The sequence below is a fragment of the Mycobacterium sp. NPDC003323 genome (assembly GCF_053589535.1).
Genome location: NZ_JBSFSB010000012.1, coordinates 104264 through 117484 on the forward strand (window position 1 = coordinate 104264; position 13221 = coordinate 117484).

Sequence of the window (13221 nt, forward strand, 5' to 3'; positions counted from 1 at the left end):
GGCGGGCCTGTTGAGAAGGTGCACGCACCATGCAAATATCACGGTAGATTAGCTAGGGGTAGGAAAGGGGAAAATCAATGTTGCAGGTACAGCCCGAAGCATTGCTCATGGGAGGCGCGTCGGTCCTGGGGCTCAGCGCCCAGCAGACAGCGGTTACCGCCGCGGCAATGCCTGTGGTGTCGGCGTTGGTTCCGTCCGGAGTCGACGAAGTGTCGGTGATGGCGGCGGCGGCTTTCGGCGCCCAAGGCATCGAGTTCAGTGCCATGTCGGCCGAAGGCGCGGCAATGCTGACACTGGCCGGCGAGGGCCTGACCGCGGTCGGGGCGGCCTACGAAGCCGGCGACGCAGCCGGTGCAACGCTGATCGTCTGATCCCCAGGATTTGTCGGGGGACGTAACGCTATGTGGCACGGTTTCCCGCCCGAGGTCAACACCGGGCGGCTGATCGCGGGTGCGGGCGCCCAGCCCTACCTGCAGGCCGAGGTCGGCTGGCAGACGCTGGCAGCCGACTTCACCGCGGCTACGACCGCGCTGCAAACACAGATCGCGGTCGTCTCGGGTGCGTGGCAGGGCATGGCCTCCACACAGGCGCAGGCGGCGTTTCAGCCCTACCTGGCGTGGATGGCGACGGTGATCGCGATGGCCCAGCAGCGCGCGGCGGCGGCCGCCGCGCAGGCGTCGGCCTACTCGATGGCGGTGGCAACCACCCCGTCGCTGGGAGAGATTGCCGAGAATCACATCACCCACGCGGTGTTGCAGGCCACCAACTTTCTTGGTGTGAACACGGTTCCGATCGCTGTCAACGAGTTCCAGTACTTCGTGGAGATGTGGAATCGCGCGGCAGGGGTCATGGAGAGCTACGCGTCGGCGACCGGGGTCAACACGACGTTTCCGCCGTTTCCCCCGGCCCCGCCCATCATGGCGGCCCCGGGTGCACCAGAGGCCGGTCTGGCGGCGGTGTTGTCGCAGACCGCGGCCGCGCTGCCGGCGAGTATGGCGCGCAACGCGGTGCTGGCGTCGCTGGGAGCATCGAGCCTGGGAGAGAACGTCAAAGGTCGCGCGCAGGCAGTCGGCCAGCTCAGTGGAATCGCCGGCAATGCCGCAGCGTCGGCAGGCCAGCAGGGCGCCCAGCGCAGCGCCGAGGCAGCCGCCGCAGCGCCGATGGAATCGTCGCAGATGGCGACGCAGATGTCGCAGATGGCGATGCAGGCGCCGCAGATGGCCGCGCAGCTGCCTCAGCAGGCCGGCCAGCTGCTCGGCCAGGGGCCCCAACAGTTCATGCAGATGGCGAGCCAGCCGCTGCAGCAGCTCACCCAGCTGTTCGGTCAAGGCGCTGGTAGTGATCTTGCCAGCCAAGGCATTTCCAACGATGCGCTGATGTCGCACTTCGGTTCTGTGGACCAGATGGGGATGTATGGCACCAGCCCGGTCGGTTCGGCCGGCGGAGCTTACGGCGGGGCAGGACTGCTCGGGTCGGGCAGTTCCGGTGCAACGCTGCGGTCCCCGGCCGGTTGGACCCCGCCGATAGCCGCGGCTCCGCAATCTGAGCTGGCGGCTTCACGTGCAACCGTCGCGGGTAGCGGAACCGGCGCAGTCGGTTCGGGCACCGGGATGATGGGCCCGATGGCTGGCGCGATGCGCGGCGCCGAAGGGGCCATGGTGGCCGTCGACGAACCCGAGGTCGATGAGCGGCACGTGGTTGCCTCATTGGGCTTCGACACCATCGACTCCGGAGATGACGTCAGAGCATGGTGAGAGGAGGGGAGGAAGCTGGGGGTCCTCTTGCGTTCGCCGCAGGGATCGTTTTGGCTGGTAAGGACGGATTAGATGTTCCGCGTCGCTGCTGTTTCCGGCGCGGCCTTCAATGTTGAAGGTGGACTACGTGAGACAGCAAGCGAGCATGACGCAACAACCAACCATCGATAAAGGGAGTGACAAGTGGCAATTCTGAGCACCGACACCGCGGTCCAGGCGGCCGTCGGCCAGGAGATCGGCAACATCGCTGCAGCGCAGAAGGGACAGATCCAGGCGTTCCTCAACGAAGTCCAGGCGCTGCAGGCCCAGTTCCAGGGCGAGGCGGGCATGGCCACCCAGGCCAAGGCCTCACAGCTGCACGAGGTCGGTATCGCGCTGATGGCCGAGTTCGACAGCATCGCCGAGCGGGTCGGCCACGCGACGACCAGCTACATCAATTCCGACGCCGACGGCGCCAGCATGATCGGCAGCAGCGCCGGCGCAGCGTTCTGACCGGTCAAGACCAGCTCGCAACAAGACTGTAGGAGAAACACAAGATGACACAGCAGGTTTGGAACTTCGCCACCATTCACGCGACGATCGGCACACTGCGCGGCAACGCCTCGACCATTCAGGCGGGCAACGAACAGGCCGAGGCCGCCTTGGGTAAGGGCGTCGCGGCCTGGCAGGGCGAGGCCTCGGAGATGTGGGCCATGGAGCAGCAGAAGCTCAACAGCCGTGGCGAGGAGTTCAAGATCGCCGTCGATCAGTACCTCGCGGCGGTCGAGGAGGCCACCCACGGCCAGGAGAACATCGAGAAGGTCAACATGGCGTCGTTCGGCTGACGCCACCACAGCTCGGAAATATAGCGGTATGGGTATAAGAATCCCGTACCGCTATATTTTTGCGCAGGTCACGATGGTGTTTTGTTCATTCATTTGCGATGTTAGGGTCAATTCATGAGCAATCCACAAGACCCATATGGCGGCGTTTTCGAACAGGGCTCGCCAGCCGGCGGGGCACCCAATCGGCGACCCCCCGCCGCCGAACCCCCGCCCGCGCCTGCGCCGCCACCGCGTCCAGCTGAACAGTTCCAGGGGGACCCTCCGGACTGGCCGACCGAGGTCCATCCTGCTGTGGACGGACCGCCGCCACGACATCAGTCTGCCTCGCATAGAGGCTATGCACCGCAAGACTTCCCGCCTCAGCAGCCGCAGTACCGTCCTACTCCGGGTTTGGTCGAGCCGCGCCGTGGGGGGCACTACGCAGGTGGGGATGCCCTGCCGGTTCCAGCGCGTCAGCCGGCCACCGTCGAGGGATCGGTGGGGCTTGATCGGCTTGACGTGCGGCGCCGCAAGGTTCCGCCGAAAGCGGGATGGCGCCGGGTCCTGCATGCAGTGACGCGAATCAATCTCGGACCTGGCAAAGACGAATCGTATGAAATTGGGCTGATTGAAAACGTTCAACGACCCATTCGCACCACATTCACCGTGGCCGTGATCGGCCTTAAAGGCGGCGTCGGAAAAACTGTCGTCTCCGAGGGGCTGGGATCCACGCTGGGGCTGCACCGCGGCGACCGGGTGATCGCGATGGACGCCGACCCCGACGGTGGCAACCTCATCATGCGCCACGGCGTGGAGAATCAGCTGTCCATCCACGATCTCGTCGACGACACCTCGGTGGTCCGCTACCACGACGTGCGGGCGCACACCTCGCAGAACGGAAAGACCCGCCTCGAAGTTCTGGCCGGGCCCGACTACGCCGGCAGTGACCGCGTGATCGACACCACCGACTTCCAGAAGGCGTTGGGCATCCTGCAAGAGCACTACGCGGTAGTGGTGGTGGACTGCGGGATCGGACTCAAGACCGAACTGATCCGATCAGTGCTCGCCGAGGCCGGTGCGGTCGTGGTCGTGACCAGCGCTTCGATCGACGCGATGCACGAGACCCGCGATGCGCTGGCCTGGCTGCGTCACGCCGGCTACCAGCGTCTGCTTGACACCGCGGTACTGGCGATCAACCGGACGGAGTCCGGGCGGCCCAATGTCGATGTCGCGCAAGCGATCGAGCAGTTCTCCCGTGAGATCCGGCCCGATCGGATTTATGAGCTGCCCTTTGACCGGCACCTGCACGAAGGTAAAGAGATCACCTTGGAGCTACTGAATAAGAAGACCCGCCGCCGCTACCTGGAGATCGCCGCAGCGTTGTCGGACCTGTACCCGCGGACCGTGAACTGACTGCGCCTCAACACGATGCAGGCTCGACACAGCGGCGCCGCAGCGGATCGGCGTGAACAGGAGGGGCGGTAATGGCTGCTGCACCAGGAGCTGCCTTGTCGCGGGTGGCGGTGAGATACGACACGACGCAAAAGGACCTCGTCTTGCCGTCGTCAGTCCCGATCGGCGAGTTCATCACCGACGTCATTGACGCGCTCGCCGAGGACGCCGACATAGAGTCGCCCCGCGACGGGCACTGGACGCTGGCGCGCATGGACGGGGCCATCAAACCCGATCAGACGCTCAACGACGCCCGAGTACTCGACGGGGCGCTGCTGGAACTGCGCGCTGTCGCATCGACCGAGCGCTATCGGCCCGTGATCGAGGACGTCGTCGACGCGGTATCAGAAGCTGCCGCGCAGGCGGCCCGACCATTCGACGCGGACGCCGCGCGCCGTGCCGGGCTTGCGGGTCTGGCTGCTGGAGGGCTGGCGCTGTGCGCAGGCCAGTGGGCGTTGTGGTGGGCTAACGGGTTCAGTTGGATATGGATGGCGGTTGGTCTGGTCGGGGCGGCGTCGGCGCTGATCGGGATGACCTCGGCGGCGCTGCGGTACCGGTCGGCGGACGCCTCCACGGCATGGGCGGTGGTCTGGCTCGTGGCGGCTGCAGCGGTCGGCCAGGTTGTGCCGGTGTCGGAGCGCACCGCCGTTCCTGGCGTGGCGCACCTGTTGATCAGCGCGGTCGGGATCGGTATCGCCGCGCTGTGCGCGCTGCTGATCACCCGTCGGCACCTGGCCGCCTACAGTTCGGTGATCGCGATGGCCGCCGCGGCGGCACTGACCTGCGTGGTGGTCGAGTACACCGACCTGGCACCTTCGGCGATTGCGGCAGGCGCCGTCTTGGTCGGGCTGATCGGTTTGCTCCAAGTGCCGCGAACTGCACTGGGTTTGGCGCGAATCACGCTGCCGCCGGTTCTCGCGCCGGGTCAAGAAGACATTGAGGTCGGCAGCGGCGTGGACGCCGACGAACTGGAAACGCTGCGCCTGCGGGCGCAGCGCGCGGTGCAACTGACTTCGGGGTTGATGGTGGCGACCGTGGCGTTGGTGTCCGTGGCGGCCGCGGTGGTCTTCGATCCGAACTCCTACTACGTGCGCCAGATGATCGGGATCGTGGTGTGCGTGGTGCTGGTCTTGGTCATCCGCGGGCGGACCATGCCCAACCAGATCCAGGCGTATGCGATGTTCGGCGGCGCGGTGGCGGTGATTGTTGCGGTCGCCGCCAGAGCCGTGCTTGCCTGGCCTTCGGGGGTGGCGCCGATCGTGGTCATGGTGGTGGTGGCGGCGGTGACGGTGGGGCTGAGTGTTATCGCGATCGTGGTGCCGGGTCGTTCGGTGAATCCGCGGGTGAGCCGATGGGTGCAATGGTTGGGTAATGCCGCGCTAGGTGTGGCGTTCCCGTTGTGCTTTTGGGTGATGGGCGTCTACGCCACGCTTCGTGATCTGAGCCTGGGATGAGCGCGGCTTCGCTCGGGCATGGGCTGTGGCGGCCCGTAGCGGTCGCTGCGGTCGCGATGTTGGTCGCGGTGACCGGCCCGGCGGCGACTGCGGCGGCGCTGACCCCGCCCAGCGTCGATGCCGCCGCGGTGCCGCCGGACACGACCGGGCCTGAGGTTCCCATGGCCCAGCGTGTGGCCTGCCAAACCCCCGGCGTGCTGCCGGGCAGTAACTTCGCCGACCCACCGCCGGGGTGGCGGCTTCTCAATCTTGATGCGGTGCGCCCGTTTGCCACCGGCGCCGGAATCACCGTGGCCGTCATCGACACCGGTGTCACCCCGAATTTCCGGCTGCCCAACCTGCGGCCCGGCGGCGATTACGTCACCGATGGTGATGGGTTATCCGACTGCGACGGGCACGGTACCTTGGTCGCCGGGATCATCGGTGCCGCACCGCATCCCGGCGATGGCTTCGCCGGGGTTGCCCCCGATGCCGCATTGATCAGCATCCGGCAATCCTCCACGCATTTCAGCCCCGAGCGCGCGGCCCCGCCGGGCGACGACCCGAATGCCTCCGAAACTGCGATGGATCTTCGGGCGATGGCGCGGGCGGTTGTGCACGCGGTCAACTTGGGGGCTCAGGTCATCAACATCTCGATGGTGTCGTGCATGAAAGCTGTTCGTCACGCCGATGACCGGGAGCTGGGTGCCGCACTGCGGTGGGCGGCCACTGAGCGCAATGTCGTAGTTGTCGTCGCCGCGGGTAATACCGGCGGGGACTGCACGCAGAATCCGGCGCCGCCGGCAGGAGATCCAGATAGTTGGGACAATGTGGTCACCATCGCGTCGCCGGCCTGGTGGGCCGACTACGTCCTGGCGGTTGGGTCGGTCAACGGTGACGGTGCGCCGTCGACGACAACCCTGCAGGGCCCGTGGATGGATCTGGCGGCACCGGGCGAGCTGATCACCAGCATCGGTAACTATCCCGATGGGCGGTTGGTCAACGGAGTACCCGGTCAGGACGGTGTGCTGGTGCCGATCTTCGGTGATTCCTACTCGGCGGCCTACGTATCAGGGGTGGCGGCGCTGGTCCGCCAGAAATACCCCGAGCTCAACGCTTTCCAAGTGATGAATCGACTGAAGGCCACTGCGCGGGCCGCTCCGACCACCCCAGATCCGGCATTGGGATGGGGAGTGTTGGACCCGTTGGCGGCCTTGACGTGGAATGTGGCCGATCCGGTGCCGGCGCGTCCGGTTAACGAGGTGATCGTCCCGCAACCGCCACCGCCACCGCCGGACATGGCGCCACGCCAAGTCGCGACCTACACACTGCTGGGTGTGGTGGCGATCGGTGTCGCCGTTGTGGGTGTGGTGTTCGCGCTGCGGAGGAAGCAGAGCCGATGAGCAGTGGGAGCGGCCGTCTACAGACCGGTGCAGCATCGGGGTTCACCAAGCCGCCGGTGTGGGGGATGCGGTGGACGCTGTGGCGGACCATCACCGTGCTGGTGGTGTCGGTGGGCTGGGTGGCGGCCACCGTGGGGAGATTGCATCCGGTATGGGTCGCGCTTCCGGTGGTCGTGTTGGCGCTGTTGGCGTTCAGCACCGTCTACCACGTCACGCTGACACGGTGGGTCGAGCGCCGGTGGAGTTGGTGGCGGCGCCGTCGTGCCGCTACCCCGCCGCAGTGGCCCGCGGCCCTGGATGTACCCACCGGTGGGGTGTCGATCGGTGTGGTCTCGGAGAACGAGACGCTGACCATGATGGTCGAGCTACGGCCTGATCCGATCGCGCCCAGCGTGGTCACTGACACCGAGGAACGCACGATCAACACGATCAGCATCGCGCTGTTGACCGAGATGATGAACGTGCTCGATGTCGAGCTCGATTCGATAGACCTCCTCGGCGACGGGTTTCGGGCCGTCGGTGGCTTTTCTGATCTCTACCAACAGATGACCGGGCCCACCCCGGCTGCAGCGGCGCGGTCGAACTGGATCGTGCTACGGATGCGCCTTTACGAGAACTTGGCAGCGATCGATCGCCGTGGCAGGGACGTCGAGTCCGCGCGTCGGGTCGCCGCCACGACATGCCTTCGTGCAGCCGACATGCTGGCGGCGAAGGGGATCGACGCTGTCCCGGCAAGCGCGGCGCAGATCGACGCGGTCAACGCGGCGCTGCACGATGACACACCGACTGTTGATCACTGGTCACACATGGAGAGTCGGCATGGGTACGCCAGCGTGTACTACGCCGATCCCGCGCATATCAGCGTCGATTCGCCGCAGTGGTGGACGTGGACGTTGGCGCAGAGCACATCCACGCTGATCCGGCTTAGCCGCGCTGGCGGTGACACCGTGAACATCGCCGCGCTGGTGCGTTATCGCACCGCTGCTCGTCCGCCGGCTCCGCCGGTGTCACGGCTTGGCCCGCTCTACGGTGTGCAACCGGCGATGTGGCGTCAGTTCCGGATCGGGTACTTACCCTTCGAGGCGCCCATCCCGTCGACCCTGCTGGCCGGGGCGGATCCGGTGATCCCATTCGGACCGACCGGGCCGGTCATCGGATCCATCGGGGACCCCCGAGACAAGGCTTCGGTGCACCTGCCGCTGGCGGGACCGATCACCGTCCTGTGCCAGACTCCACTGCTGCTGCGCCAGGTGGCTCTGCGCGCCAGTGTGACCGGACGTCCCCTGGTCGTGGTGACCGATCGCGCGGCGAAGTGGGAATCGATTGTTGCGGTGGCCGCGTCAGGGGCAGTGGTCGAGTCCATCCCGGAATCGCTGCCCGATAACGCACTTCTGGTGCTTGATACCGACGACGAGTGGCCCGCTACGCTTCCGCAGGTCACGGTGCTGACCAACGATGAGGCCTGCGACGCGGATATCGAGCTCGTCGACGCCGACGCTGAGAATTCCTTCACCCTGCAGACCCGGACCGGCCTGAGTGCGCGCGTGCGAGCCAAACCCACCCACGAGGAGCGCCGCCTGCTCGGGGTCAACCCGCCGGCAGCGCCGCGGGCAGCCACCCGCGATTCGCCGGCGCTGGCGCGCCCGACACGGGCCGCCCGTCCCGATCTCAATCCGACGGGCGTCAGGGCGCGGCCGGCGGGCCAGCCGCGCTCGCCCGCCGACACGAGCGCACCGGCTGCCGCCACCACCGACCATGCGGCCGCGTCCGCCGGTCCAGACCTGGGTGTCCGCTACGAGCGCGGTGGTGCGACCGAACAGAATCGGCCGCCCGCCGCGGTTCCGGGCGGTGACACGCCGCCGCGTCGCACACCGCCGCCCCCGCCTCCTGCGCGTCGGGGCAACGGCCAAGGGCCTGGAGCGCAGCCCCCGCCGCCAGTGCGGCATCTTCGACCAGTCCAATCCCCACCGCGAGGATCCTCGCCAGGGCGGCACCGCAGCGACGACAAACCGTCACCACCGCCCCCGCCTCCGCCATCACCGCGCCGTCAGGGCCCAGGCGGCCCGCCACTGCCGCCCGAACCGCGACGATAGGGACACCCACGATGGCTAAGAAGGTAATCGTCGAACTCGTCGACGACATCACCGACGAGCCCGGGGCCAGGACCACTCAGTTCGGGCTGGACGGTGTGGACTACGAGATCGACCTGGTCGATGACCGACCCCTGCGTGAAGCGTTGAAGCCCTACATGCGGCGGGGCCGGCGCGTCGGCGGCCCGGCTAAGGAACGCGCCGGCACCGCCCGGGGGAGGTCGGATTCCACTCTGATTCGCCAGTGGGCCCGCGACCACGGCCACGAGGTTCCCGCGCGAGGCCGGCTGCCTAGGGCCACGATCCGCGCCTACGATGAATTCCGAAGCCAGTCCCGCGATACCGAGTGACGGTGGGGCTGCCGCAGCGAAATGGGCGAAGTGGTCGACGTTGGTTGCGGCCTGGTCAGGCGGTGGTTCCGGGAGGGCGTTTGCGGGCCCGCTGATAGGCCTGCTGGTAGTCCTCTGTGGATACGCCCAGCAGCGCCGCCAGTTTGGTCGCGGTGGCGTCGGTGAGCCCAATGTCGGCGCGTTCGATCCCTCGTAGCGTGGTGGTGGCAATACCGGCTGCGGCGGCTAGTTGCGGTTGGGTGAGTCCGCGGATGACGCGCCAGTCACCGGGAAACCGCTCGTCAACCGGCACGGTCACGACCAGCTCGATCGGGGCGTCGAGGATGGCCATGACACGGGCGAGGAGGTCGACCTGAGGTGTGCCGCGGCCTGCTTCCCAGGAATGGACCGTCGACTGGCCGACATCGGCGAGCCGCGCAAGATCAGACACGGTGAACTGGTGGTCCCGCCGCACTTCGGCGAACCTTTGCGCATTGAACCCGCGCAGGACTCGCCTGGTCATACGTGGGCTCCATTGGCGGTCATAGCTAGATAGATTCACTGACGAGATATCCGAATGGTCAACTGTGCTGTCATAGACAACTGTCTTAACACGTAACACGGCGCTGAAACCTCGGCGGGAAGAGCGGCATCGACGCGCCAGGCCCCGCCGAGGGCATCCTCACGACCTGGCCATCCGCCTCAGGGCCTGCCGCAGGTGGTCTTGAAAACAGGATGGCCACCGACAACGGTTAGTAATCATGGAAGACCACCGCCGCAACGGCCACGACGCGAAAGAGGCAGCCGCCAAAGGCATTCCGGCGGACGCCCATGAGTGTGACACCCCGGAGCTGGGGCCTGGTGCACCCGAGCATGAGCTGCGAATCTCACCGACCGCAGTGCGTATCGCGTGCATCGTCGCAGTCCTGATCACCGCGGTCGTCGCCGCCGCGAGCTTCGTGCTCAGTTTCGCCTCCCTGGCCGATCTGGCCCAGCGATCCGGCTATCCGGCCGAGCTGGCCAAACTGTGGCCCGTCATCGTCGACCTCACGATCGTCCTGGCCACCGTCGCCGTCATCGTCCTGGGCCCGGCGGGGGTTGGTAGCCGTGCCCACCGACGCTACTTCTGGGCAGTGCTGGCGATCTCGGCGATCATCAGTGTCGGCGGCAACGCCCTGCACGGCTACCTCCCGCCCGACACAGCGCTGTGGCCCTGGTTGGCGGCCTGCATCGCCGCGGTCGCTCCCCTGAGTCTTCTGGCCACCGTGCACGGAGCCGCTACCATGCTGCGCATCTCAGCCTTCGTTTCACGACGCACCCCCGCCGCCGACGCCTCCGCGGACACCCCCACCGCGGAGGCATCCATCGCGGAGGCTCACGACACCCCCGTCAGAGAGGGTGTCGTGAGCCCCGCCCCCCGCAACGGGCAGCGAAAAACCCCCACGCTCGACCTCGAAGAACCCGTCGTCGCGCCGGCCCTCGACCCGATCAGTGCCGACGCCGCCGACCCCGACCCGCGAGCGGACCGGCGGGCCGCCGCGGCTATCGACACGGTCGAGCCCGCAACTGCGCCCAGCGCTGCGACTACAGCCCCTGAGGTATCGACCGGGTGGATGCAGGTCGCCACAACCCTCGTTCGAGACGGGGCAACACAGAAGTCAGTGGACCAGACGGCGCAGGTCCTCGCATTGTGGGACCAAAAGCTGCCCTTCACTGTGATCGCCCGCCAGACCGAACTGCACCACAGCACCGTGAGATCCATCATCGAGGCGGCCCGGCGGCTGCTCGACGGCGCCGAAGTCGGAGCCCGGGCATGAACAGGCCCCAACCCCAGCGGCCCACCACCGGCACTTCCCCGGACACGCAAACACGCGACATCTGGGCCGCAGACGCGCACCTGGCCCGGAGGCTGCGCCGTGGAGCTTGACCTGTGGCCGCGCCAGCACGATTTGCCGCCACGGTGGGACGGTCTGCCTGTCGAATGGGGCAGCTGGTCGGACACCGCGGACATCATCATCTGCCCGCCCCCGCCGCGCCGCCCAAAATGCGTGCGCTGCGGAAGCCACCGAGACCCCCATATGAATCTCGGCCGGGTCTGGACCGAACCAGGCATGGTCCGCGCGATTCGCCGGGCTCAGCTGTCCAATGGGCGCCACCTGGTGGCCCACCTCGCCGCGTTCCGCTGTCCCGACTGCGAACACGACCACGTGATCGACCTCCTCAACGACCAAGCGTGGGATCTCGATCCCACCGACTACACCGACGACGGCTCCTACGACGTCGCCGCCGGCCGAGGCTAGTGGGGCCGTCGTGACCGTTGTCCAGCTCGATCTGTTCGGCGAGATCGAAGCCGCCGAGCTTGCAGATGCTGCAGCCCGAGACAGCGCGGCGATGCAAGCTGCTGCGTTCCTCGTCGAGACACCGTGGCCAGACCTATTGGCGTGGTGGATCCACACCGATGCCACCGAATCGCGACTCGACCACGGCGAGTGCAAGGCCAGCTACCGTCGCAGTCCTGATGGATCGCCCGGCTGGGCCTGGGCGATTTGGCGAGACGGCCTCCGATTCGAAGCCGGCGACTCCTGGGCGGCAGCGGGCGGTTGGCGGCACCGACCACGCTGGTGCATTCCATGGGTCGAGCTGCGCGCCTTCCGCAACGCACACCCTGAGGTCACCGCCCGCCTGCAGGAGCTCGCCGCTGGGCGCGGCGACCCCCACGCCCGCGGATGGCGGTGGTGGATCCCGCCGCACGGCCTCCGGCCGGACGGAATGCACGAGAGCTATATGGAAGGCGAACAGGACCCCGCCTACTACGACGGCTGTCAACGCAGCGAAACGGCGTGGCGCGACCGCCTGGCCGCGTGGAGACTCGTCCTCGACACCGTGCGCAGCGTAAGTCCAATGGTGGTCCTGAAATGAGCGGCAAGCTGTCGAGTGGCCCGCCCGCAGGCGACGAAGAGCTCGCGCGCAAGCTGGTGCAGACGGCGATCTGGATGAAACGCCAGTACCAAGACGCCGGGTTGGTCGTGGCTAGGGTGTTCTGCGAGGTAAAGGGGATTGATTTCGACGCGGTGGAGCATGAGATCCGGCAATCTGCGACGAGACGTTAAGTCCGTTGTGCGCAACGCGTTACCGGCATAGCAGGAAACATGCCTGGCTCGCACGTTCTGCAAGATCCGAGCCGGGGGCGGAACCTCGGCGCGGCGTGTGCTGATGAGTGGCGGGACGGTCTGCCTGGCTATCGCGCTGGATAGTAGGCGGTGGTTCGGTTTCCCGGATGGATGTATGGGGGTCTGACTGCGGCGGTACCCAGAGATCCGGTCAGTGTGGCGTCGTTGACGCACCGCTGTGGGCATATTCGGCCAAGGACCCCAGGCTCGTGCTGATGGCCGGCATCCCACTCGGTGACATCGGCGAGATCGCTGATCTCCCAGCGTGAGACGAAACCTTCGCCAACGGCGCGGTGTTTGCCAATGGAGGTCAGGTCTGCGGTCAGGTCTGCGATCGCATCGGGGTCGCCCACAGCACGCCACGTCAGCGAGGACGCAGGATGGGCCATCACGGGGATGACGCGGCGCTGGTATCGGCCAGCGCTGTCGGAGACGGCTTGGGATCCGATGGTGGGCGCGAGGTGCTGGAGGCGGGATCTATCAGTGCGCATTGTGCGCCAACGGATATCGGGCTCTGTGGGTTGATGGGGGTGTAGGTCGCAGAATGTGGCCATCCAGTGCCAGTCAGCGTCTTGGCCGGGGGTTCCACATCGGGCCAGCGGAAGCTCGACGTCGGCCGGTGCGGCGTCGGGGTGGTAGGTCAGCTGCTGGCCGGCGCAGCGGGCGTCGGCTTTGCGCCGGTGCCACAGCACCGAGGCGAGCAGGCCGTCGAGTGCGATGCCCCATGGGCGTGCGAGGACGACGCCGTGGGGGGTCGTTGCGGTGATCAGCAGGGGACGCATCGGTG

Annotated in this window: 15 protein-coding genes; 13 read left to right on the forward strand and 2 right to left on the reverse strand. The window is 67.1% G+C overall.

Annotated features, from left to right (window positions below; all coding sequences use genetic code 11):
* The first annotated feature begins 77 nt into the window (after positions 1-77).
* From ACWDUN_RS23000 to ACWDUN_RS23040, 9 genes are all read left to right on the forward strand, one after another.
* Positions 78-371 (forward strand): PE family protein, encoded by a 294-nt coding sequence (locus ACWDUN_RS23000; protein ID WP_268787218.1) that lies wholly within the window; start codon positions 78-80, stop codon positions 369-371.
* A 30-nt stretch (positions 372-401) separates the two neighbouring features.
* Positions 402-1754: a PPE family protein gene (locus tag ACWDUN_RS23005; RefSeq protein WP_449932320.1), complete on the forward strand. Its 1353-nt coding sequence runs from the start codon at positions 402-404 to the stop codon at positions 1752-1754.
* Between the two features lie 183 nt (positions 1755-1937).
* Positions 1938-2246, forward strand: a complete 309-nt coding sequence (locus tag ACWDUN_RS23010; RefSeq protein WP_268787220.1) for a hypothetical protein — start codon at positions 1938-1940, stop codon at positions 2244-2246.
* 44 nt (positions 2247-2290) lie between these two features.
* Positions 2291-2578 (forward strand): hypothetical protein, encoded by a 288-nt coding sequence (locus tag ACWDUN_RS23015; protein WP_011896190.1) that lies wholly within the window; start codon positions 2291-2293, stop codon positions 2576-2578.
* A gap of 390 nt (positions 2579-2968) precedes the next feature.
* Complete coding sequence (locus ACWDUN_RS23020; RefSeq protein ID WP_449932321.1) at positions 2969-3970, forward strand: MinD/ParA family ATP-binding protein; 1002 nt, start codon at positions 2969-2971, stop codon at positions 3968-3970.
* 71 nt (positions 3971-4041) lie between these two features.
* Positions 4042-5463, forward strand: coding sequence for a type VII secretion integral membrane protein EccD (gene eccD / locus ACWDUN_RS23025; protein ID WP_449932322.1), 1422 nt, complete (start codon positions 4042-4044; stop codon positions 5461-5463).
* The gene (gene mycP / locus ACWDUN_RS23030; protein ID WP_449932323.1) at positions 5460-6845 is read left to right on the forward strand and encodes a type VII secretion-associated serine protease mycosin; all 1386 of its coding nucleotides are present in this window, start codon (positions 5460-5462) and stop codon (positions 6843-6845) included. Before eccD ends, mycP begins: the two co-directional genes overlap by 4 nt.
* The gene (gene eccE / locus ACWDUN_RS23035; protein ID WP_449932324.1) at positions 6842-8938 is read left to right on the forward strand and encodes a type VII secretion protein EccE; all 2097 of its coding nucleotides are present in this window, start codon (positions 6842-6844) and stop codon (positions 8936-8938) included. Before mycP ends, eccE begins: the two co-directional genes overlap by 4 nt.
* An 11-nt stretch (positions 8939-8949) precedes the next feature.
* On the forward strand, positions 8950-9285 hold the full coding sequence (locus tag ACWDUN_RS23040; protein WP_449932325.1) for a histone-like nucleoid-structuring protein Lsr2: 336 nt from the start codon (positions 8950-8952) through the stop codon (positions 9283-9285).
* A gap of 55 nt (positions 9286-9340) precedes the next feature.
* Here ACWDUN_RS23040 and ACWDUN_RS23045 read toward each other — a convergent pair whose 3' ends face one another.
* On the reverse strand, positions 9341-9787 hold the full coding sequence (locus tag ACWDUN_RS23045) for a helix-turn-helix transcriptional regulator (RefSeq protein WP_449932326.1): 447 nt from the start codon (positions 9785-9787) through the stop codon (positions 9341-9343).
* Positions 9788-10025: 238 nt separating this feature from the next.
* On the opposite strand from ACWDUN_RS23045, the gene ACWDUN_RS23050 reads away from it, so the two are divergent.
* From ACWDUN_RS23050 to ACWDUN_RS23065, 4 genes are all read left to right on the forward strand, one after another.
* The gene (locus tag ACWDUN_RS23050; RefSeq protein ID WP_449932327.1) at positions 10026-11081 is read left to right on the forward strand and encodes a DUF2637 domain-containing protein; all 1056 of its coding nucleotides are present in this window, start codon (positions 10026-10028) and stop codon (positions 11079-11081) included.
* A 99-nt stretch (positions 11082-11180) separates the two neighbouring features.
* The gene (locus ACWDUN_RS23055) at positions 11181-11564 is read left to right on the forward strand and encodes a hypothetical protein (RefSeq protein WP_449932328.1); all 384 of its coding nucleotides are present in this window, start codon (positions 11181-11183) and stop codon (positions 11562-11564) included.
* Positions 11565-11574: 10 nt separating this feature from the next.
* Positions 11575-12183, forward strand: coding sequence for a hypothetical protein (locus ACWDUN_RS23060; protein ID WP_449932329.1), 609 nt, complete (start codon positions 11575-11577; stop codon positions 12181-12183).
* A complete protein-coding gene (locus ACWDUN_RS23065) occupies positions 12180-12374 on the forward strand; it encodes a hypothetical protein (RefSeq protein ID WP_449932330.1) in 195 nt (64 codons plus the stop codon). The genes ACWDUN_RS23060 and ACWDUN_RS23065 overlap by 4 nt, the downstream gene beginning before the upstream one ends.
* Positions 12375-12502: 128 nt before the next feature.
* On the opposite strand, the gene ACWDUN_RS23070 is transcribed toward ACWDUN_RS23065, so the two are convergent.
* A complete protein-coding gene (locus ACWDUN_RS23070; protein ID WP_449932331.1) occupies positions 12503-13216 on the reverse strand; it encodes a hypothetical protein in 714 nt (237 codons plus the stop codon).
* Between the last annotated feature and the right edge of the window lie 5 nt (positions 13217-13221).